The following is a 20,154-nucleotide window of genomic DNA, read 5'->3' as shown; positions in this document are numbered from 1 at the left end:
TAATGAAAAAAAACGCTTGAATAAAAAAAAGCTTGAAAATGAATTAAGCTTTTATTTTAAACAATTTATTTTAAATCCTTGTTTAAAAGAATTAATAAGCGAAGAAAAGCTTTTAATTGATATTGAGGATAAAAAAATTTTTTATGAAAGGTTAAAAAATGATGAAAAAAAACAAAAATGAGTTAATGCAAAAAATAAGCGAGTTATTAGCTAAAAAATACAAGCTAAAAATTAAACAAGATATTTTAAATATTAAGGATAAAAAAAGGAGTAAAAAATGATATTTAAAGAAAAATATGAGGATAATTTTAGCATTATCCCAAATGAGATTATTAAAAATAATGAACTTAGTGCAATGGCAAGAATGGTCGCTATTTATTTACTTTCTTTGCCTAAAAATTGGAAAGTAAAGCTTAATTATATTGCAAAAGAACTTAACATAAGTTATAACACTTGCAATAAGTATATTAAAGAATTGGTAGCTAATGAGATTTTAGAAAAAATACAACTTAAAGATAATGAAGGAAAATTTGTCGATGAGTTTATATATTCTATTAAAATCAATAATCAAAAAGACCTTAAAAATATTATCCAAGATGAGTTAGAAAAAATAGAATTTAAAGAATTAAAAAAATATAGCGAAGAAAACGAGCTTAATAAGGATGAAAGTCCAGAAAATAATAATCCTAGCCGTTTAACAAAATTACCGTTAACGGATAATTTGAGCACTAATAATAAAGAGAATCTAAAGAAAGAAAAATTGTACGCTCTTCGCGGATTTGATAAAATTTTACTTTTCAACCTTAACTCCATTTTAACTAAAAAGCCAAAAACAATTAAAAATGAGGAGCTTGAAATTAAAGGTCTTAACGACAATGAATTAAAAGCCTATAATGCTTTTATAGCGTATCGTAAAGAGAGGGGAAAACTTACAAAAAGCACAATTAAGGCTATTAATGACAAGATCTTTAAACTTAAAATAGGAGGTTATGATTTGGAAAAAATTATTAATAAAAGCATAGAGAGGGGTTATTTAGGACTTTTTGAGGATAAAGCTTTATTTAAAGGAGTTAAACAAAACAATAAAAGCCCACTCGCCTTACATAAGGAAATTTTAAAAGAAATTTATAAAATAAATCCTGATTTTAGTATTAAGGACAGAAATAATATTAATTTTAAAATTAATGGCAAAAGCGTTAAACATGATGGACGCTTTTTTACACTTATTTAAAAGGAAAAAAAATGACAAAGATTGAATTTAATAATTTAAAAACACTTGTAAACTCGCAAGAAAGAATAAAGGAGAGTAATTTTAAGGCCTTTACTAAGGATTTTTTAGAAATGGTACTTTATTTTGTTAAAGCAGAAGATAAACACCAGAAAATAACAATTTTAAGTGATTTATTTTTATTGCTTTTTTTAGAAACAAATGAGGTTATTGATGTTTCAAAGGTTAATCAACAAATAAACACAAATGAAAAGGACCTTTTTTTACACGCCTTAGCTTCTTTAATACAAATTATTGATGAGAAAAAAATTAAATTATCTTGTTTTAGCCTATGTAGTGAAATAATTTTATATATATACCAAAATGGCTTTAATCCTTATCTTTGCATTAAATCAAAATTAGAAAAAAATATTATTAATTTTGAAGCTTGCAAAAGATTAGAAGTATTATTTTAATTTTAAAGGATTTAAAATGCAAAAAGAAATTATTAAAGAATGGCTTAAAAATGATGAAAAGCTTAAGCTGATGGGATTTAAAGGACTTGGCGAAGAAGATATTAAGGCTTTAAAAGATTTTTATAATTTATGTTTTGAATTTACTACAAAAAAAGGCTTTAATCCTTATTATTTAATGACCTTTAAGGACTTTGAATTCACTCATTTTAATACAGAAAATGGCTTTAAAATGGACTTTTTAATTTTAGGCGAGGATAATGATGACCTTAATTATTTTCAAGCCTTAGAAAGCTTTTTTTTAAAAAAAGAATTACTTTTAAATTCTTATAAAAGAGTGTGGCATGACAACAAGAAGTTTAATTGCGTGGGCTTTTCTTTATTTATTAATTTAGATAAGCCCTTACAGCTTGAGAATGCTTAGAAGGAGTGAATTATGGAAGAAATTAATAAACCAAGTCATTATTTAGCGTACGGCTTTGAATGTATAGATTTAATTAAATTGCTTTTTAATAATGAGTTTATGCAAGGGATTTACGCATTTAACTTTTTAAAATATATTATGCGTTATGAGTTTAAAAATAAAACAAATGACCTTTTAAAAGCAAAATATTATTTAAATGCCTTAAATGAAAATTTAAAAACAATACATTTTAAAACAAGCTATGAAAAGGCAAGTTTTTTAATTAAAACGCAAAATTTTAAAATTTTAGAGTCCTTTAAAAAACTTGATGAAGTACGCATTTATGTTGATAAAATTGAGATAAAAAACGCCTATTTAGCAAGGATAGTCGCTGAATTTATAGAATTATTTTTTAATAGCGTTAAAGATAGGGAAAATATTAAAAGCCTTGATGATTTTACGCAAAAATTCGACAATTTTATTAAAATTGAAAGCCAAAGGATAGAAAATGAAAATAAGTGAATTACTATTAATTTTTATTTTATGTTTTATTTTTGTCTTATTTTTAGGAGTTTTTCTTTAATGCATTATAAAAGAAAATTAAATACTAAGGTGCAAAGTACCTCTTTTTATTTAGATGAAAATTTGCTTTATATCCTTGATGAAATAGCAAGATTGGAGGTACAAAGTAGGAGTATTATCGTAGAAAGAATGATTTATTTTTTTACAAAGGGAGAAGATGCAAAAGCTTGGAAAAGATCAAAAAAATTTTATAAAAAAAAGAAAAAAATTTATGTTTCACAAAGCCACACATAAACGCATTTTAAAGCTTTCAAAAAAAATGCATATTTCTAAAAATGCCTTTTTAACACTTTGTATTAAAAAAGGCATTTTAGCTTTTGCAAAAACAAATTTATTTTTTGAGCATTTAAGGAAAAGTAATGACAAGGACCGAGTTTAAAGACTTCATTTTTACTACGCAAAAGGCTTATTTTGATTCTTTTAGCATGGAAAAGGTAGAAGAGTTAATTAATTGTTTTGATGAAAGGCTCTTTGATGAATTGGCCTTAAATTTATCTAGCTTTGATGAATTAAATATTTGTAAAAATGGCTTTTTTTCTTTAAAAGAAATTTGCATTTATATGGATTTTATTATTAAAAATGAGGCTTCTAAAATGGCTAAAAAAACAAGCATTAAAAATTATAAAGGCACTTTATATAATGAAAAATCCTTACTTGAAAGCTTTTTTTATAAAAAAATGATGAAACGCATGCCTGATTGGTATAAGGAAAGTTTATGAGAAATTTACAAGCACAAATATTAAGCAGTTTTGTAGCTTATCCAAATATAATTGATGATTTTTTAGAAAAGGTACCTTTTAAGGTATTTTTACCAGAGGCACAAAGTATTTTAAAAGAGATTTTAGAATTAAAAGAAAAGAGCGTTTTAAATGAACAAAGCTTAAATACTAAAATAAGTGATAATTATAAGCAAAGCGAGTTTTATGCTGAATTTTTAGCGGCCTTGCCTTTACCAAATGCACTAAAATTAGCCCCATTAATGCTTAAAAAATATCAATTACAAAACCAAGAAAAAATAGCAAGCAAATTAATGATGGCGGCTAAAAATAATGAAGTTTTAGACCTTTTTATTTTAAGTAAAGAATTAGAAATTAATGAAAATGAGCTTAAAACCTTAACACAGTGGCATAATGAATATAAAAATAAACCTTTATTACAAAAATACCCGACAAAAATAAGCTTTTTAGATTCTTGCTTTAATGGAGGGATTGAACTTGCAAAGCTTGTTTTAATAGGAGGTGATCCAGAAGCAGGTAAAACTATGCTTTGCCTCCAAATTTTAGAAAATTTGTCTAAAACGGGTAATAAAGTTTGTTTTTTTTCTTTTGAATTTACAATTGATGATTATTTAAAAAGAAGGGATAGTAATTCTCGCTTTTTAAATCCTGATAATTTTTTTATTGTTAATGATGGATACGATCTTGAAGATGTCGTACGCAATATAAAGCACTTATATAAAAAAGGCGTTAAGTTTTTTTTAATTGATTCTCAGATGAGGGTTACAAGTGATAATATAAATTTAACTATTGAAGAAAGTGAGTCAAGGAAATTTTCAACACTTGCAAAGCTTTGTCATAGTTTAGAAATTACTATTTTTTTTATTATTCAAAACTCAAAAGGCGATAAGGATAATCCCTTAGGTAGTAAAAAAGGAGGGCACGAAGCAAACATTATAATAAGGATCGAATTGTTGCCGGTTAGCAAAGATGATTTATTACAAAAAAATAATGTTTTTGATGAGAAAAAAAGGCTTATAATTTTGAAAAAAAATAAACAAACAGGAAAGCATTTTACAGAAGAAGTTTATTTTAACAAAGAAGAATTAAGATTTTATGCTATTGATAATAGGCAAAAAATAGAAAACTATGTGGAGTTTAAAGAAGTAGAAAACGAATTAAAAGGACCATTTTAAAGGAGTTGAATGCAAAATATTTTTTATTCTTGGTATGATAAGGCAAAGGTCAGCAAGTACGATTATATAGTTTTTAAAAACTTTTTTAGCCTTTGTTATGATTTTACTTATAAAAATGGCTTTAAAATATCTTATTTAAAGGCTTTTAAGGATATTAATTTTAAAAAGGCTTGTAATGGCTTTAATGTGAGTTTTAAATTAATAGGCTTTAATAAAAAGGACTTAGAATATTTTTTAAAATTAGAAAGCTTTTTTTATAAAAAAAATCTTTTAAAAAAATCTAAAAAAAATATTATAATGGAAAAAATCACAATAGATTTTAAACTTTATATAAGGTCTTTTTAATGATTGCAAATCTAGATAATATTAAGGCAAATATTAATATTGTTGATTTAATAAGCCATTTTTTACCCTTACATAAAGAAGGCGTGAATTATAAAACATGCTGTCCTTTTCATAGTGAAAAAACGCCCTCTTTTGTAGTTTCACCAAATAAAAATATATATCATTGTTTTGGCTGTGGTAATGGAGGGGATGCAATAAAATTTATTATGGAATATAAAAGGCTAAATTTTAGCGAGGCTGTTGAAGAAATAGCTAATATTTTAAATTTAAACATTGAAAAAACACAAAATGCTATTTATGAAAAAAGACAAAATGCACTAGCCTTTTTAAATGCTTTAAATGAGTATTTTAAAGCAAATTTAACAGATAAAAAAATAATAAATTATCTTTTTAAAAGAGGGCTTAATGAAGGTGATTTTACCAAATTTGATATAGGCTTTGCTGGCCTTAATGAAGATATAATTAATTTTTGTAAAAATAATTTAAAAATAGCTCTTGAACTTGGTGTTATTAATCAAACACAAAGAGGGCTTTATTGTCCTTTTTCAAATAGAATAAGCTTTGCTATAAGAGATAAATCTTATAAGGTTGTAGGTTTTTCAAGTAGAATACATGATTATTTTAATTTTAAAAATAGCCCAAAATATCTAAATTCAAAAGAAAGCTTTATTTTTAAAAAATCTTTTTTGCTTTATAATTTAGTTAATATAAGGACAGAGTTTTTAAAATCAAATGAGGTTATTATTGTAGAGGGCTTTTTTGATGCAATAGCCTTAAGTAAATTTAATTTTTCTAGCGTTGCAAGTTTAGGCACAGCCTTTAATGAAAACCACTTAGCCCTGCTTTTAAAAACTAATCCAAACGCAAAAATAAGCCTTTGTTTTGATGAAGATGAAGCAGGCCTTAAAGCTACTTTAAAAACTTGCGAATTATTATTTAAAAATAGGCTTTTTAATACAAGTGTTTTAAGGTTAGTTAATGAAAATTGTAAGGATATAGGCGATATTTTACAATATGGATTAAGCCCAAATTTTAAAAAGGAGAATGCTTTTGAATTTTATATAAAAACTAGGTTATTAAATATTAAAGATACAAAGGCAAAAGGTAATTTTATAAATGCCCTTAAAAATAGTGTTAATAAAATAGACAATTTTTATTTAAAAGATGAATTATTAAGCATTATAAGTAAAGTAAGTAATATTAAAAAAGATAATTTATATATTAAACAAAAATTAATAAGCAACAATAATTTTAAGCTTGAAAGTTTAATTTTTAAAAAGGCTTTAAGCGATGAAAAAAGCCTATATTTAGTTAAATCTTATTTAAATGAAAGTGATTTTAATGAGCTTAAAGAAGATTATAATTTATTTTTGCAAGGTTCTTTAAGTGATAAAGCAAAGGCAATATTATTTAAAGAAGAAATGCCACTTTTAAGCGAAGAAGAATTAAAAAACGCAATCAAAGCACTTATAAAACAAAATTTAAATAAAGACTTAGAAAAGGCAAAATTAAATAAAGACTTTAATCAAATTTTACTTTTAAAACAAAAAATCATTGCCTTGTCGTAGGCAAAGTTGCCACTCTTATATTATTTTCTTCTCCATTATTTTTTAAAGGCATTTGCATTTTTTCTAAAAAATCCATCTCTTTAACAGCTTGTTTTCTTTGAAAATTTGTTAAAGCCGCATTGGCATAAGTGTTCGCATTACTTGCCTTAACTTGTGTTTTTTGTAATTCTAAGCTAGGTAAGGTATAATCTTTAAATTTTTGTTCTTCAAAATCTTGTCTTTTTTCGTTTAAGGCTTGATTTTTTTCGGCTAATTCTTGATTTTTCTTGCTTAAATCAGTTTGCTCGTTAAATTGTCTTTGCCTTTCTTTAAATTCTTTCTCATTAATAAGCGTTGTTTGAAAATCCTTAATTGAATTTGCTGTATTTTGTAAATATTGATTAACAGAAGCGATCCCTAATAATCTATTTTTATTTGTACTTTCTACATTTGCTGCTAATTGACTTAATATACCACTTCCTGCATTAATACTAGGCCTTGCCATTTTCACTCCTTAATAATTCTTGTTCTTTTTTTTCAAAAAAAGGCGGATTTATATATAAATACCCCTTATTTCCATTTATCTCATAAACTTCTAAAAAATCATTTATTAATTTTTTATCATTTTTAGGCACTTTAATATTAATTTTATTTAAAACTTCATCAAGCAAAAAAACATTTAAATTATAAAAATCATAAGCCTTTAAGCTGTCCATATATTCTAAATTTCCTTCGCCTGCATAAATATAAAAACGCTTTTTTTCTAAATTCTCATAAAACTCGCCAAATTTGCAAATTTTTAACTCATTTTCGCCATTTTTTAAAACCTGTTTAAAAATGGTATTTTCGTATTTATCTTTAAAAAATATAAGGCAATCTTGTCCACTATAATTTAAAATACGCATTTTAATCCCTTGTAGTGACACTATAATCGCTAGCTGCCGCGCTTATTGTAGCATTTGCCTTTTTTCTTTCTTCGTTTAATTCGTCATATCTTTGATTTTCGATTTCATATTGTTTAGCTAATAAATCGTTCATTTTTCGTTGTTCTTTTAAGGCCGCCTTATTTGCCGAATGTGTAGAAAAGGCGCTATATAAGTTGGCCGCACCTGTTAAAGCGCTCCCTGCTGCCCCGACGGCTGCTGTATCCATTCCAAAAAGCGTACTATTTGCTGCACTACTTCCTAAATTACCCGCTGCGCTACTTGCTGAAGTTGTACCTGTACTTGTTAGCGAAGAAGTTACAGGAGTTAAATTTGAAAAAGAAGAAGTGCTTCCTAAACTTCCTAAATTATTACCTAAATCCACGCTACTAATTGTACCACCACCTAATGTGCTATATCCACTTACACCTAGATTAATCATCTTAAATCTTGTCCTTTCTTAGTTTGAGTTGGTTCTTCTTCATTAGCCAAATTTAAAGCTAAATTACCTTGGGCTTGATATTTCATAGCCTTAGCCTTTGTTTCTAAAATAGAGGCTTTTAGCTGTTCTATGCTTAATTCTTGTTGCATTTGCATTAATGGAGCGTTTGCTTCCATTGCTTTTTGATTATTTTCTTCTTTTATAGCTAGTAATTCTTCTAAATCAGCTACGATTGGCGAATCTGTATCTTTAAGCATTAATGGAAGTATATCAGCTACTAAATCAGGCCTTATACCAGCCAAGGTTTTAAGCATTTCAGACCAGTGAGCAAATCTTTCTTCCCTACCTTGAGTTTTAAGTTGAGTTTTAAATATTAAATCAAATTTGCCTATTTTAATCTTATTATTTTCGTTTGTATTAATTTTAAAATATCTTTCGCCTATCTTTTCATCGACAATTTTAAATACTTGTTCTTTTGTAAAATAATGAGTTATATAATCAAGTGCTTTTTTAAAAATGTTTTTATCCATTAAATCACTAGCCTTTAAAAAATCTTGCATTCCCATAAGCCCAGCGTCTCTTCTTTGTGCTATTGCTATGCCACTTTGTCTATTAATCGCCATTCCTAAAGCCTCATCATTAAGGCCGCTTAAAATTTTAGCTAAATTTCTTTTCTCGTTTGCCTTTTGAGAAAGTGCTTGAATATCTGCGTGGTGTTGGACAAATTCTATTTTTTTTTCCTTTAAAGCATTGGATCTAACCTTGGTGAATGAATTATCCAAACTCGCACTTTCTATAAATTCATTCACATTTATAACAGCATCTTCTTCATAAAATGCCTTTAAAGAGCCCATCATGTTAGCCATTCTATTTTCAGCAAAATTTATATAATCTTGCAATGGCTTAATATCCCTAAAAAGCCCGTACCATTTTAATTTCTCATCTATATTAAATTTTTGAATTATAAAAGGGTGACAACCATTTTTAAAAGGCATTTTTTCATATAAATATATGCCACCTTCTTCATGCCAACAATATCTAGAAAAAACTTCTTTTCCATTATGATTTTCTAGAATATAAGTTTCTATAACAAAAACGCGATCGTCGTAATTTTGATGGTTAGTTATAAGTGCTTTATTACCGAAAAGCTTTTTAGCTACCTTTTTACTTAAATTGGTAGTTTTATGAAAACGTCTTGCGTCCTTTGCGTCCTTTTCTACGCTATATCTGTCAATCAAAAAACAATCACTTGGAATATTTTTAATTGATAAATGATAATCCTTGTCCTCATCTTGTTCAATCCAAAGTTCACACACTGCCATTCCAAAAATAAGGTCCTTATCTCTTTTTAGAATTTCTTTTTCATATTCTTCACTTTCACTAAATATTTTAAGTAAATCGTTTAATAAATCAGCCAAGACCTTATCTTCTTCTTGACGTCCTAGTACTTTTAATTCTTGTATGTTTTGTGCTTTATATCCTAAAATTTTATTAACTATCATTTTAAAAATATTTTCAATTATAGGAGGTTGGCCACGACTATTTAAAATCGCTAAGGTATCTTCGCTTAATTGATGGCCATGATAATATTTTTTACTTTCTAAATATTCTAAAACTGAGCTTGAATTTGCTTTTAAATCTATGTCGTATATTTCTTTTAATTCTTCTAAGCTTTTCAATTTATAACCTTTTTTTCTTTAATTTTAATTTTAAAACAATTTTAATTAAAGGGTTAAAAGCTTTTAACCCTTTAAAAAGCTTTTTTAAAAAAGTAAAATTTTATAAAAAAAGGAGTTAAAATGTTTAACTTAAATGAAACTGAAAATATAACACAATCTAAGCAAGAAAGCTTTAAGCTCATTAATTTAAGGGCTTTTAAATATATAGGTAAAAAAGATTTTATTATAATTGATGATAAAGGCATAAAAACTACTATTAAGACAAATGAGATAATTTTATTAAATGATGATGAAAGGGCTGATTATTATGCTTTTAAAAAAGCCCTTTTTAGCGAAGTTAATATTAATGATTTAGGCTTTTAAAAATGAATGCAACCCGCTTTATACAAAATCTTAACCAAATTCAAAAAACTTTTTTTGATAGTGAATTTTTTAAATTTATTAAAAACTCTTCTTTCAGTGATGAAAGTTTAGCAACTATTCTTGGCGATTTTGCTAAAACTGCCATGCAAGGTGCTTTAAATTTAGAAGAATTAGAAATGAAAGATAGAGAATTAAGCCTTATGGAAGAAAAAACAAGGCAAGAGCTTGAAATTGGTCTTTTAAATGCTAAAAGTGCAAACAGAAACGCACAAGCTGAAACTTTAAAAAGCCTTATTCAAGCTGAATCAATGGTAAGAAGTGTTAGTGATAATGCGGCCATTAATAAGGCTAATTCCTATGTGGGCTTTTTAAATGTTGTAGGTAATGCAAGTGAATCAGATGCAATCGCCTCACACTCTTCAAACGTGGTTAAAACAATAAGTGGTATTAATACAAATAAACTCGAGGGCTATGATGAACCGCTAAAAAAATTTAAAAATGAGATATTTGAACTTATTAATATAGGTGATGGAGGCAAGGAAGTATTTATTTTTAGTCCAAAACTTGAACTTTTAAGAGGTGAGTTTATTAAAATTATGGGATTTACAATATATGAGAACACAACTTGCCGCTTTATTATTAATGATGATGAGGATAAACCTATATATACAAGGACTTTATTATATAAGAGCGATGATTTAGGAGAAATAAAAATCAGGTTTGAATGTGAAAATTTACAAAATGAAGTTAAAAAAGATGAAATATATTTAAAAATAATCGACGCAAGGCTTGAAAAATTACATTAAAAAGCTTTTAACCCTTTTTTTAAAAAGGGTATTTTTTTAAAATAAGCTAAATTTTAAAAAGGAGTGTTAATGTTAAATGAGTTTGATGACAGAGAAGAACAGCTTGAACTCGCCGCCTTGCAAAAGGAGTTAGAACAAGCAGGGGCGTCAATTGAAAAAGACTTTGCTTCTTATATGGCAAAAAATACCACATCTGAGCTAGAAGAGTTATTTTTTGAAAATAAAGAAGCCTTTTATATGCAAATTTTACAAAATCAAAATATTTTTCTAGAAGAAAATATTAATCCAAAACTAGCTAGAAGCAAAGAGCTAGAAGGTAAAATAAGCGAAAAAAAATCCCTTTCAAATATACAAGCAGCAGCACAAAATTTTTTACAAAGCCACCCTGATGTTGATATAAATGACCTAATGCGGTTTTTTATTGAAGAATTAGGGGCTAAGGTAAAGACACAAATTGAAAGCTTACCGCCTGAGCAATTCTTTGAGGCACTTTATGAGCTATATAAAAGAGCAAATAAAGAAGAGGTGATAAATGAACCTTTACCAAAAAAACTAAGTGGCGTACCGAGTGATACTACACAAAGAAGTATGCAAGATAATGACTTGCCAACACAAAGATTATAAAAAAGGAGTAAAAAATGCCATTAAATGCATTAAACAAAATTAATATTGAAAATTGGAACGATCCTGAAATTGGCGTTGCAGTTAGGCACGAAATAGCTAAGGTTATTGAAAATGCCTCTTGGGAGGGAAGCAAGCTTGAGCCTTTTATAGGAAGAGGCGAAGATAGAGGCATAAGAACCTATAAGGTGGAAGAACCAGGCGTTTATCAACCACGTCTTCAAGCACAATTAACAGGCGATGGAGTTGTAGGGAATGCTGATTTTGATACAAATCTAGACCAACTAGCAATTTTAAGTCAAGCTGTATATCCAAAAATTGTCGGTAATTCTATGAGAAGTGAGATAAGTTACCATCAAAAAATTAAGCAAGTAGATTTTATCAAACAAAGCACTATAGGACTTACAAAATGGATAAGTGATAAAAGAGATAAAAGCATTTTTGCAAGTTTGATTAATGATTTAAGTAATGTAGTGGTAGCCGATGCTACAAATGGCATTAAGGATAGTAGCAAAGCAAAAACAACACAAGAAGCGACCCAGGCTATTGTTGAAGGTGATGTATTAACTATGAAAACCATTAAACAAGCTATTTTAATGGCAAGGGTTGGAAAAAATTACAAAAATAAAGAAGCCTTTCCTATTAAGCCCGTAAAATCAAATTTACACACTTATGGAGGTATTCAAGTAACTCATTATAGCTATATAATCTTGCTTGATTCTTATCAAATACAACAACTTCAAAGAGATCCAGAATGGATTAACGCACAAAAGGTAGGATTAAGGGGCGATAAAAATAATCTATTTAGTGGAATTGCAGGTGTTATTGATGATTGTCCTGTTATAGATATGGGGGTGTGGTCGAAACTTAGCACAGGCCTTGCAAACTCAACTATAAGTGATTCTGATTTTAATAAAAATATAGATTCTCGCAATGTTACTCAAATAACACCACCTTCGAGCTATGCAAAAAGCCAACCTGTATCAATAGGCTTTTTAATAGGGGCAAGTGCTGTTATTATGGCGGGGGCTGATACACCTACTTTTTATATAGATGACAAACAAGATTTAGGACGCAAGACAATTGTTGGTGTCGATAGAGTTTTAGCTATTGCAAAAGCTAAATTTAAAGACAGCGAAGGCTATACAACCGCTTATAATGATAGCGATTTCGCAGTTATAGGTATAGCCTCGAGTATGGAATAAAGGAGAAAAAATGGCAACTCAAAGAGTAAAAAATATTAGCTATTTAGCTAGGGTAGAACTTGATTTAAGCGAGGCGGAGGTAAGTGGGGATATTTTTATTATTCCAAGCGGGGCTGAAATTTTAGCATTAAATGTAGAAGTAGCAGAGGCGGGCGATGCAGGTCTTAAAATTGATTTAGGTCTTAATGATAGTGCTGAATTTTTTGCAAACGACCTTATAATTGATGTTTTAGGCAATCACGCCTCAAGCGTGGTAACTACAAGCACAAAAGAAAGCTTAATTAATTATACATTAAGCACGAATGCAACCCAAGGTAAGCTTATATTTAGACTTCACTACTTTTTACCGAGTGAAATTTTAGCTGAATATTAAAAAGGATTAAAAATGATTTTGTTAAATAAATTAAATGATTTTGAAAATAAGCAAAATACCTTAGATGCACTTTTAAACGACTTACAAAATAAGATAAGCGAAGAGGCCTTAAACTTAGTTTTTAAATCAGCGTTTGAAAATGAAAAAGACAGTTTTTTAAACGAAATTATTAAGCAAAATCAAACCCTTTTAAGTAACGAACAAAACTCTTTAAATAATGAACTTCAAAACACCTTAATAAGCCTTTTTAATGACAATTTAGAAAACATTTTAAAAGGCTTTAAGGATGATGAGAGCTTAAAAGAAAATTTTTTAAAGCTTTTTGAAAATTTTTTAAACAATAATAAAACATCACTTTTAAAAGAATTTTTAAAAAACTTAGATTTAAGCGATTTTAATGCCTTAAAAGATGAAAAAAGCAAGGATTTAGAAAATTCTTTAAATGATTTTAAGCAAGAATTAACCCAATTACTTTTAAATATAGATAGCTCTAAAGAGTTTCAAAATTTAACAAAGGATTATTTAAAAGAAAATGGCGAGAATTTATTTAAAAATATTGATTTTTCATTTTTAAAAACTCAAATTTTAAAAAACAATGATTTTAAAAATTATATCAAGGCTAATTTAAGGGCAGTGATTAATGATAAACTAAGCTATAAGATTTTAAAGGATTTTATTATTAAAGCCTTAAAAGAAGATGCAAAAAAGGTCTTTGATGAAAGTTTAGCCTTGCATGAAATTATTAATAAACGATTTGAAGCCTCCTTGCACTTAGAGGCTATGAATTTACAAAGCGAATTAGCAATGCTAAGCAAGAATTTAAATTATATTAATGATTTAAATCTAGCACAAAAAAGAGCAAACGATATTAAAAATAATAACATTATTAACAAAACTTACGAGGTACAATAATGGATTTACAAAATTATTTAATTAAACTACCCGAACAAAGTCAAGAAAACAGCGAAAAAACGCAAGAAAATAATAATCAAGGCGAAGTTATAAACCAACCATTAAACTCTGATTTAAATGCACAAAAAAGCCTTTTAAATAATATACAAGAAAAAAAGGATTTTTTAAAAAATCAGAATTTAAATGAAGAAGAAAATTTTAGCAATGATTATAAGCAAACAGGCATTAAATACCTAGATCAAAAAATAGCAAATGATAATCTTACAGCTATGGATGCTTATATAGCAAGGAAGTATCTAGGAGTGGATTTTAATAATATTAATTTAAAAGCCAAGGTAAATGCAAATTTAAAAACTACAAACCAAAATGCTATTAATAATAGTTTAACCGAGCTTTCAAATGGTATTGATATAACCACAAAGGCAATTGAAAAAAGCCAAGAAAACACAGGAGCCCTTGCAGGATTTAACAGAATGCTAAATGATAAAACGGGAGGCTTATGGTCCTTGGATGATAAAGAGCAAGAATTTAAAGTTTTAAATGATGGCGTAATATACGCACACGCAAACGCAGCTAAAACAGGAGGTAAGACCTCGAATTTAGACGTAGAAAATGCAAGAAATATCGTTGGTGCAGGTTATAGTAATAAAAAAGACTTATTAGGAAAATACATAGGCAGCATTAAGGTCCAATCAGCAAAGCTAGGAAATGAGATAAGTAAGGCCCTTGATTTAGGTATAAATGTAGATGATAGGTACTTACAAAAATATGAAAATCTTTTAAAAGGAATAGAATATTTTGAAAATAATGACAAAAATAAGACAGATTATCAAACCTTTATTAATCTAATTACAGGTAAAAATCAAAGCCAAGAAAACACAACACAAAAAATTGAAAAATTTACACCAAGGAAAGAAAAGATGGAAGAAAATAAAGCTAGTTTAAATTATTATGATAAATACGCACAAAATAATTATATAAGCAGTGAGCCTTTACAAATAGCTACTGAATCAAGTTTTAGTAAGTATTTTAAGCATTTAGGTAATAAATGGCAAAATGAAAATAAACAACAAAAAACAAAAGAACAAAGCGACGCTTTTAAAAATGCCTTTGGAAAAAATGCGTGATAGTTAATGATCTTTTATTGCAACTTAGATTAAGGTTAAGAGATGAAGATTTTAAGAATCTTAGATTTTCAAATTCTTTTTTAATCGAAACCTTGTCTTTATGGCAAAATAAGCTTTTAATGAGTTTTGACCTTAATATAATATCTCAAAAACAAAATTTAAGCGAAAAAATAGATTTTTTACAACTAAAATTTGAACCACTAAAAATAATCGCGGCTAAGTTTAATAATATAAATATTAAATTACTACCTTTAAGCACGGCCCTAAAAAGAAAAGATAATATAAGAGTTTTAACGCAAATTAAGCATAATATTTATAAAATTATGCCTTTTAGCCAAGGACTTTTAGAGCTTTTTTACATACCTAAACAAAGCTTGATTAATGAAGAAAGTGAACTAATAATTGATGATAGCTTTAAAAATGCCTTAATATATGGCGTTTTAAGTGATGTTTTGCAAATTGAAACAAGTAATAATAATTTAAATAAGGCCTCATTATATACAAAATTATACGAAAAGGAATGCGATTTTTGTAGGGGCTTAACAGCAAATTTAAGAAATGGTGAAAGCTTAATAACAACACCTTATACAAAAATTTAAAAAATGAATAAGCAATTAATACAAAAAGAACTAATTTTAAGAGAATATGCAAGAAGAGATTTTAAGACCTTTTTAGTATTAAAATGGCAAAGATATAATAAGGCTGATTTTTTAGATAATTGGCATTTTGATTATTTAGCTAAAATTTTAAGCTTAACTTTAAAGGATTTTGCCTTTAAACAAGGCTTAAAGCCATTCACTAGGCTTATAATTAATATGCCACCATCTTATGGTAAAACTGAAACAATTGCTAGGAGCTTTATTGCCTGGGCCTTAGGACAAGATAGGTCGCGAAAAATTATATATATATCTTATAGTGATGAGTTATGTAGAAAAATATCAAATCAAATAAGAGATTTAATTAAATCTAGCTTCTGGCAAAGTGTATTTAAAGAAAAGCCTATTTTTTTACAAGATAACTCAAGTGAATTTATTTTAAAAGAAGGTGGAGGGCTTTTTGTAACCACCTTAAAATCAGCCCTTACAGGTTTTCATGCAAATAGTATATTTATTGATGATCCGATTAAGGTTAGCGAAATATCGAGCAAATCAGCAAGAGATAGCGTAAATAATAATTTTAAAGAAAGTGTTTTAAGCCGTTTACAAGATAATTTTTCAAATATAACTATTTTAATGCAAAGGCTTAGCGATGATGATTTATGCGGATTTTTACAAAATGAAAAATATTTTGAAAAAAGCGTAATTGATACCTGGAAAATTATCAAGCTTGAAGCCTTAAACAAAAAAGAAGAGATTTATCAAATTTTAGATTTTAAAAAAATAAGAAAGGCAAATGAGCCATTATTTGAAAAAAGGCATAATTTACAAGAATTAAATGATTTAAAAAAACAAATGGGCGAGGATGAGTTTTCAACGCAATACCAACAAGAAGTGCAAGTTAGCGAGGCGGGTTATTTTGAAGAGATAAATTTTAAAATAATACCTCCTTATGAGTTAGGGCCTTGTAACGATTATATATTCGTAGACAATGCCATGTCTTTAAAAACAAGTGCTGATAATCGTGCAATTACTTGTATAGGTGTAGAGAAAAAGGGCGATTTAGAAAGATTTGTGATTAAGGATTGTTTATATGGTATTTTTAGTGAAGAGCAAACCATTGAAAAAATTATAAGCTTATTATTAAAATATCCCAAGGCAACGCTTTTTATAGAAAGTGAAGGAGGAGGCATAACCTTATATAGATTACTTTTAAAAGAGATTATAAGGATTAATGAAAAACTAAAAAAAGAAAAAAAAGAAATTATTATAAATGAGATTAAATTATATAATGCTAGTCGTAAAATCTCAAAGGTAGAAAAGATTAAGGCCATAAGGCCTTATTATAATTTGGGTAATTTAGTTTTTTTAAATACAGCAAGTGGCTTAAATCAAATTAAAAAAGAATTACTAGCCTTTAATCCAGAAAAGCCATTTAGAAGAGATGATTGTATAGACACAATTGCCTCTGCGATTGCTAATGAAGAAGTAAGACCACCTTTTATAAATGAAAGCTTTTTTACTCAAAAAAATCCAAGGCACAGACAAACTTTTAACTCAGCGTGGAGAATATAATTTAAATGCACAAAATCGCCCTTAAAATCCTTAAAGATTAAAAAAAGGTATAAATCCCTTAATTAAACTTATTTTTAAAAATAAAGGCAAATTTAACCTTTATAATAACAATATTAAGTTATTAACACATTCATTTAAAAAAAATATTAATTAAAAATTAATAAGTCACTTTTTTATTTTCAGCCATTGTTTTAAAATAATCAATAACCTTCGCTTAAATTTATAATTATTTGTCTTTTACTAAATAATTTTTAATCATTTTATAATTTTTTTAAATATCTTCTAATTCTTCTATATTATCTTGTAGCTCATCTAAAATAGAAAAATCAAAATTATCTAAATCACTACTTTTTGGCAAAGGGGTAAAGAAAAGCTCCCTTTTTTCTTCGCTTATATCAACTATGCCTAAAATAATATTTTCAAACTCAATCAAAAGCCCACATTTTTCTAAATCTAAATCACTATATAAGCCACCTAAATGTTTTAAAAAATAATTTTCATAAAAGTCTATATAATCAACCGAGCTTATATCTAGCTCTTCATTTTCAAAATCTAACACCTCAAAAACCTCTTTAATATTAATCTCAGTAAATTTAATCTCCTCGCCTTCTTCATCTTTTTTAATCTCAATTTCGCTAAAATATAGCTTATTATCACTTTCATTTAAAAAATATACCTCATTTTTAAGCTTTGCTATATTTGTATAATCCTTAGTTGTCGTTGTTTTTTCTAAATCAATCTGCTTAAAGGTTGGATAATAATATATAAAGGCGTTTAGAATTTCCATAATTGAATCTATATAATACCAAGCCTTTTCCTCTGCTGTATAATCGCCATTTTGTAAGGTTTCATAGCCATTTGTTTTAAGTTTTTCTTGTAAGGCGGCGAGCTCTTCTTCGCTTTGTTCTTTGCCCTTAAAATCATTTAAATGTAAAAAATCAAAATCCATTCTCTGTCCTCTTGAATAAGCCTTCATTTTATCTAAAAAATCATTTTGTATCATTTTAGGATAATAAATTTCAACCTGCTCTTTAAAAATTCTTTTATAAACTTGTTCTGCTGTATTATTTATATTAAAATATAGGGCAATTAATTCATTAAAGCCTGCTGCTATTCTTTCACTAGCCCTTTTTATCCTTTCTTCTAGGGTATCTTGTCTTGCGCTTAAAGGTAGGTCAAAACTCGTTAAAGGTATATCAAGTTGCATAAGATTAGAATAAAAATTAATATTTCCTGCATCATTAACCTGACCTCTGTTCATTAATTTTTCATCTAAACTATTCCTAGTATATTGCCCTAAAATGCCTTTGTTTGTATCGTAGCTAATATTAGGCGAATAAGTTTCACTGCCACCTGCATTTGATAGATAAATACTCCCATTTGCAAAGATCTCATAAGGACAATATATTAAAAAATGCGTTATTTGATCCTTTGCGTATTTAGCATCTTTTAGATTTTGAAGACTTGCTGTTTTATCACTTATCATGGCCGCTTTTACTGCTAAAAAGGCTAAGACATGTTGTTGGCCTTGCATATATATACTTATAGCCCAGGTCGCTGTCATACCCGCAACGCCTACAACATAACCAGCCCATGTATACCAAGCCATTCCTGAAGCAGGGGTAAAAACAACGCTTATAACTACAACCACAACCAAGCTTATAAGATTTACTACAAAATTACCTCCAAAAAAGCTTTCATACCATTTTTTTTCGCTTTTTGCCTTTTTATCCGCATAAGACCAAGCCGGTCCTTTTCTTTCTTCAAGCGTTAAACCAAGGCCATATTTTTCACTTATTTCTAAATATTGCCTTAATTTTTCATCATAATACCTTCTTCTCTTTTTCTTCCATTTATTCCAAAAGGCCATTAATCAGCCTTATTTAAAAGGGCTAATAACTCAGCATCGCTTAAATTTTCTAAGTTATTATTTTTAGCATTTAAGGCACTTAGATTAACTGCGTCCTTGCCATAAATTGCCGTTTGTAAATCTAAAAATATCTTAGCCACCCTTTCAGCACCTGCAATAACAGCTAGATCGTATTTATTATCTCCTTTTAGTCTTATTATACGCATTAACTCGTCCTTAGCTAAAATAGCACTTAAGGCTATATTTTTATGAATAAAATTAACCGACATGGCCTCTATTAAGATTTTATCCGTACTTGCATCGAGTAAATTATTAAGAATTGTTTCATCAACCTCATTACAAACCTCGCCTAAATTTTCTTTAATTTTTTGTTTGATTTTTATGCTTTCATTATCTAAAACGCTTATTAATTCTTTTTTTAATAAATCATTATTAATAACTTCCGGTTCGATTGCCTTTAAAGCCTTGCCTTTTTCCCATTTTTCATTTTTTACCCAATACATTAAGGTTCTATAACTTATATTAAAATATTTAGCGACCTCCTTTGCACTTTTTCTATTACTCTCATAATATATTCTAATTTCAGCTTTATTTTGTATAGCCATTTAAACTCCTTTTCATATTTTTATTGTTAAAATCACTTTAGATGCTTTTCAATAAGCGTTAATAAACCACATTTATTAACTTGGTGGGAATAGCATTGTCTAGTTTGGCTTGGGCGTGGACTTGTTATAAGCTGGACGTTAAATTTTCCAACTCTAAACTATAAATAACATTTTTATCCTTGTCTATTATTTGTTTTAAAGTTAAAAGAGCATTTGCATTTTTATCGTTTATAATAAAATTACTATTAAATCTAAAAATATTTATATTTTTGTCTTTATTTTCACTTATTAAAATAGCATTTTCAAAAAGTTCTTTCAAATGTTTTCCTGTTCTAAAATGTTCTATCTCACTAAAACCATTTTTTAAACTTTTTTCTATAGCCTTTGTACTGCTTATTTTTCCTATTGTACTATTTGTAATTAAGGCCTTTAAATTATTATTTTTATTTGTTATAAGTTTATTTTTTAAAGACATTAAACTTTCTTTTAATTCTTTTCTTAAAATATATAAGCTTTGTTCGTTTTTTGTATTTAAGTTTATTTTTTGTTCTTTATAGCCTTTATCTTTTAAATTTTCTTTTTCAATTT

General features: G+C 27.6%; 27 protein-coding genes. 20 read left to right on the top strand and 7 right to left on the bottom strand.

The window, feature by feature from the left end:
- The first annotated feature begins 16 nt into the window (after positions 1-16).
- The 11 genes from FMM56_RS01045 (at position 17) to dnaG (ending at position 6,490) form a co-directional block, all read left to right on the top strand.
- The gene (locus tag FMM56_RS01045; protein ID WP_190319000.1) at positions 17-181 is read left to right on the top strand and encodes a hypothetical protein; all 165 of its coding nucleotides are present in this window, start codon (positions 17-19) and stop codon (positions 179-181) included.
- A complete protein-coding gene (locus FMM56_RS09115; protein WP_263312596.1) occupies positions 159-281 on the top strand; it encodes a hypothetical protein in 123 nt (40 codons plus the stop codon). Before FMM56_RS01045 ends, FMM56_RS09115 begins: the two co-directional genes overlap by 23 nt.
- Positions 278-1,231, top strand: coding sequence for a helix-turn-helix domain-containing protein (locus FMM56_RS01040; RefSeq protein ID WP_150207521.1), 954 nt, complete (start codon positions 278-280; stop codon positions 1,229-1,231). Before FMM56_RS09115 ends, FMM56_RS01040 begins: the two co-directional genes overlap by 4 nt.
- Positions 1,232-1,242: 11 nt before the next feature.
- The gene (locus FMM56_RS01035) at positions 1,243-1,683 is read left to right on the top strand and encodes a hypothetical protein (RefSeq protein WP_150207519.1); all 441 of its coding nucleotides are present in this window, start codon (positions 1,243-1,245) and stop codon (positions 1,681-1,683) included.
- 16 nt (positions 1,684-1,699) lie between these two features.
- Positions 1,700-2,104, top strand: coding sequence for a hypothetical protein (locus FMM56_RS01030; protein ID WP_150207516.1), 405 nt, complete (start codon positions 1,700-1,702; stop codon positions 2,102-2,104).
- Between the two features lie 12 nt (positions 2,105-2,116).
- Entirely contained in the window at positions 2,117-2,605 is a 489-nt protein-coding gene (locus tag FMM56_RS01025; protein ID WP_150207514.1) for a DUF3310 domain-containing protein, read from the top strand.
- Positions 2,606-2,665: 60 nt separating this feature from the next.
- Positions 2,666-2,899, top strand: coding sequence for a ribbon-helix-helix domain-containing protein (locus tag FMM56_RS01020; RefSeq protein WP_190318999.1), 234 nt, complete (start codon positions 2,666-2,668; stop codon positions 2,897-2,899).
- Positions 2,900-3,024: 125 nt separating this feature from the next.
- Positions 3,025-3,384 (top strand): hypothetical protein, encoded by a 360-nt coding sequence (locus tag FMM56_RS01015; protein WP_150141450.1) that lies wholly within the window; start codon positions 3,025-3,027, stop codon positions 3,382-3,384.
- Positions 3,381-4,577, top strand: coding sequence for an RAD55 family ATPase (locus FMM56_RS01010; RefSeq protein WP_150207510.1), 1,197 nt, complete (start codon positions 3,381-3,383; stop codon positions 4,575-4,577). The genes FMM56_RS01015 and FMM56_RS01010 overlap by 4 nt, the downstream gene beginning before the upstream one ends.
- Positions 4,578-4,586: 9 nt before the next feature.
- Positions 4,587-4,922: a hypothetical protein gene (locus tag FMM56_RS01005; protein WP_150207508.1), complete on the top strand. Its 336-nt coding sequence runs from the start codon at positions 4,587-4,589 to the stop codon at positions 4,920-4,922.
- A complete protein-coding gene (dnaG, locus tag FMM56_RS01000; protein WP_150207506.1) occupies positions 4,922-6,490 on the top strand; it encodes a DNA primase in 1,569 nt (522 codons plus the stop codon). Before FMM56_RS01005 ends, dnaG begins: the two co-directional genes overlap by 1 nt.
- Here the strand turns inward: dnaG and FMM56_RS00995 are convergent.
- Genes FMM56_RS00995 through FMM56_RS00980 form a run of 4 tightly spaced genes read right to left on the bottom strand, consistent with a single transcriptional unit; the run spans position 6,474 to position 9,513 of the window.
- Complete coding sequence (locus FMM56_RS00995) at positions 6,474-6,974, bottom strand: hypothetical protein (protein WP_150207504.1); 501 nt, start codon at positions 6,972-6,974, stop codon at positions 6,474-6,476. The two genes, dnaG and FMM56_RS00995, sit on opposite strands and share 17 nt — an antisense overlap.
- Positions 6,961-7,374, bottom strand: coding sequence for a hypothetical protein (locus FMM56_RS00990; RefSeq protein WP_150207502.1), 414 nt, complete (start codon positions 7,372-7,374; stop codon positions 6,961-6,963). The genes FMM56_RS00995 and FMM56_RS00990 overlap by 14 nt, the downstream gene beginning before the upstream one ends.
- A gap of 1 nt (position 7,375) precedes the next feature.
- Positions 7,376-7,834, bottom strand: a complete 459-nt coding sequence (locus FMM56_RS00985; protein WP_150207500.1) for a hypothetical protein — start codon at positions 7,832-7,834, stop codon at positions 7,376-7,378.
- Entirely contained in the window at positions 7,831-9,513 is a 1,683-nt protein-coding gene (locus FMM56_RS00980) for a portal protein (RefSeq protein ID WP_150207498.1), read from the bottom strand. Before FMM56_RS00980 ends, FMM56_RS00985 begins: the two co-directional genes overlap by 4 nt.
- A 120-nt stretch (positions 9,514-9,633) precedes the next feature.
- Between FMM56_RS00980 and FMM56_RS00975 the strand changes: the two genes are divergently transcribed.
- The 9 genes from FMM56_RS00975 (at position 9,634) to FMM56_RS00935 (ending at position 17,091) form a co-directional block, all read left to right on the top strand.
- Complete coding sequence (locus FMM56_RS00975; RefSeq protein ID WP_150207496.1) at positions 9,634-9,876, top strand: hypothetical protein; 243 nt, start codon at positions 9,634-9,636, stop codon at positions 9,874-9,876.
- A gap of 2 nt (positions 9,877-9,878) precedes the next feature.
- Positions 9,879-10,682, top strand: coding sequence for a hypothetical protein (locus FMM56_RS00970; protein WP_150207493.1), 804 nt, complete (start codon positions 9,879-9,881; stop codon positions 10,680-10,682).
- 69 nt (positions 10,683-10,751) lie between these two features.
- Entirely contained in the window at positions 10,752-11,306 is a 555-nt protein-coding gene (locus FMM56_RS00965) for a hypothetical protein (RefSeq protein WP_150207491.1), read from the top strand.
- A gap of 14 nt (positions 11,307-11,320) precedes the next feature.
- The gene (locus FMM56_RS00960) at positions 11,321-12,508 is read left to right on the top strand and encodes a DUF4043 family protein (protein ID WP_150207489.1); all 1,188 of its coding nucleotides are present in this window, start codon (positions 11,321-11,323) and stop codon (positions 12,506-12,508) included.
- Positions 12,509-12,518: 10 nt separating this feature from the next.
- Positions 12,519-12,881 (top strand): hypothetical protein, encoded by a 363-nt coding sequence (locus FMM56_RS00955; RefSeq protein ID WP_150207487.1) that lies wholly within the window; start codon positions 12,519-12,521, stop codon positions 12,879-12,881.
- Positions 12,882-12,893: 12 nt separating this feature from the next.
- Positions 12,894-13,793: a hypothetical protein gene (locus FMM56_RS00950; protein ID WP_150207484.1), complete on the top strand. Its 900-nt coding sequence runs from the start codon at positions 12,894-12,896 to the stop codon at positions 13,791-13,793.
- On the top strand, positions 13,793-14,920 hold the full coding sequence (locus tag FMM56_RS00945; protein ID WP_150207482.1) for a hypothetical protein: 1,128 nt from the start codon (positions 13,793-13,795) through the stop codon (positions 14,918-14,920). Before FMM56_RS00950 ends, FMM56_RS00945 begins: the two co-directional genes overlap by 1 nt.
- Positions 14,917-15,519 carry a hypothetical protein gene (locus FMM56_RS00940; RefSeq protein ID WP_150207479.1) on the top strand — a complete coding sequence of 201 codons (603 nt, stop codon included), beginning with the start codon at positions 14,917-14,919 and terminating at the stop codon, positions 15,517-15,519. The genes FMM56_RS00945 and FMM56_RS00940 overlap by 4 nt, the downstream gene beginning before the upstream one ends.
- Before the next feature lie 3 nt (positions 15,520-15,522).
- A complete protein-coding gene (locus FMM56_RS00935; protein ID WP_150207477.1) occupies positions 15,523-17,091 on the top strand; it encodes a terminase large subunit domain-containing protein in 1,569 nt (522 codons plus the stop codon).
- Positions 17,092-17,362: 271 nt separating this feature from the next.
- Here FMM56_RS00935 and FMM56_RS00930 read toward each other — a convergent pair whose 3' ends face one another.
- The 3 genes from FMM56_RS00930 to FMM56_RS08610 all read right to left on the bottom strand — a co-directional run.
- Positions 17,363-18,961 (bottom strand): hypothetical protein, encoded by a 1,599-nt coding sequence (locus tag FMM56_RS00930; protein ID WP_150207475.1) that lies wholly within the window; start codon positions 18,959-18,961, stop codon positions 17,363-17,365.
- Positions 18,961-19,566, bottom strand: coding sequence for a hypothetical protein (locus FMM56_RS00925; protein ID WP_150207473.1), 606 nt, complete (start codon positions 19,564-19,566; stop codon positions 18,961-18,963). The genes FMM56_RS00930 and FMM56_RS00925 overlap by 1 nt, the downstream gene beginning before the upstream one ends.
- Before the next feature lie 124 nt (positions 19,567-19,690).
- Positions 19,691-20,154: hypothetical protein (locus FMM56_RS08610; protein ID WP_190317915.1), on the bottom strand; the 464-nt coding region annotated here is incomplete at its 5' end.

This window comes from Campylobacter sp. LR264d (assembly GCF_008633895.1).
Taxonomy (GTDB): Bacteria; Campylobacterota; Campylobacteria; order Campylobacterales; family Campylobacteraceae; genus Campylobacter_D.
This window is presented reverse-complemented; position numbering and strand designations above follow the sequence as displayed.

Coding starts and splice junctions, on each gene's coding strand:
- FMM56_RS00990 (WP_150207502.1), bottom strand. CDS start 7,374: ATGCGTATTTTAAATTATAGTGGACAAGATTGCCTTATATTTTTTAAA.
- FMM56_RS00935 (WP_150207477.1), top strand. CDS start 15,523: ATGAATAAGCAATTAATACAAAAAGAACTAATTTTAAGAGAATATGCA.
- FMM56_RS00925 (WP_150207473.1), bottom strand. CDS start 19,566: ATGGCTATACAAAATAAAGCTGAAATTAGAATATATTATGAGAGTAAT.
- dnaG (WP_150207506.1), top strand. CDS start 4,922: ATGATTGCAAATCTAGATAATATTAAGGCAAATATTAATATTGTTGAT.
- FMM56_RS00950 (WP_150207484.1), top strand. CDS start 12,894: ATGATTTTGTTAAATAAATTAAATGATTTTGAAAATAAGCAAAATACC.
- FMM56_RS01025 (WP_150207514.1), top strand. CDS start 2,117: ATGGAAGAAATTAATAAACCAAGTCATTATTTAGCGTACGGCTTTGAA.
- FMM56_RS00945 (WP_150207482.1), top strand. CDS start 13,793: ATGGATTTACAAAATTATTTAATTAAACTACCCGAACAAAGTCAAGAA.
- FMM56_RS00960 (WP_150207489.1), top strand. CDS start 11,321: ATGCCATTAAATGCATTAAACAAAATTAATATTGAAAATTGGAACGAT.
- FMM56_RS01040 (WP_150207521.1), top strand. CDS start 278: ATGATATTTAAAGAAAAATATGAGGATAATTTTAGCATTATCCCAAAT.
- FMM56_RS01010 (WP_150207510.1), top strand. CDS start 3,381: ATGAGAAATTTACAAGCACAAATATTAAGCAGTTTTGTAGCTTATCCA.
- FMM56_RS00970 (WP_150207493.1), top strand. CDS start 9,879: ATGAATGCAACCCGCTTTATACAAAATCTTAACCAAATTCAAAAAACT.
- FMM56_RS00995 (WP_150207504.1), bottom strand. CDS start 6,974: ATGGCAAGGCCTAGTATTAATGCAGGAAGTGGTATATTAAGTCAATTA.
- FMM56_RS01030 (WP_150207516.1), top strand. CDS start 1,700: ATGCAAAAAGAAATTATTAAAGAATGGCTTAAAAATGATGAAAAGCTT.
- FMM56_RS00985 (WP_150207500.1), bottom strand. CDS start 7,834: ATGATTAATCTAGGTGTAAGTGGATATAGCACATTAGGTGGTGGTACA.
- FMM56_RS09115 (WP_263312596.1), top strand. CDS start 159: ATGATGAAAAAAAACAAAAATGAGTTAATGCAAAAAATAAGCGAGTTA.
- FMM56_RS01035 (WP_150207519.1), top strand. CDS start 1,243: ATGACAAAGATTGAATTTAATAATTTAAAAACACTTGTAAACTCGCAA.
- FMM56_RS01015 (WP_150141450.1), top strand. CDS start 3,025: ATGACAAGGACCGAGTTTAAAGACTTCATTTTTACTACGCAAAAGGCT.
- FMM56_RS01020 (WP_190318999.1), top strand. CDS start 2,666: ATGCATTATAAAAGAAAATTAAATACTAAGGTGCAAAGTACCTCTTTT.
- FMM56_RS01005 (WP_150207508.1), top strand. CDS start 4,587: ATGCAAAATATTTTTTATTCTTGGTATGATAAGGCAAAGGTCAGCAAG.
- FMM56_RS00930 (WP_150207475.1), bottom strand. CDS start 18,961: ATGGCCTTTTGGAATAAATGGAAGAAAAAGAGAAGAAGGTATTATGAT.
- FMM56_RS00975 (WP_150207496.1), top strand. CDS start 9,634: ATGTTTAACTTAAATGAAACTGAAAATATAACACAATCTAAGCAAGAA.
- FMM56_RS00965 (WP_150207491.1), top strand. CDS start 10,752: ATGTTAAATGAGTTTGATGACAGAGAAGAACAGCTTGAACTCGCCGCC.
- FMM56_RS00955 (WP_150207487.1), top strand. CDS start 12,519: ATGGCAACTCAAAGAGTAAAAAATATTAGCTATTTAGCTAGGGTAGAA.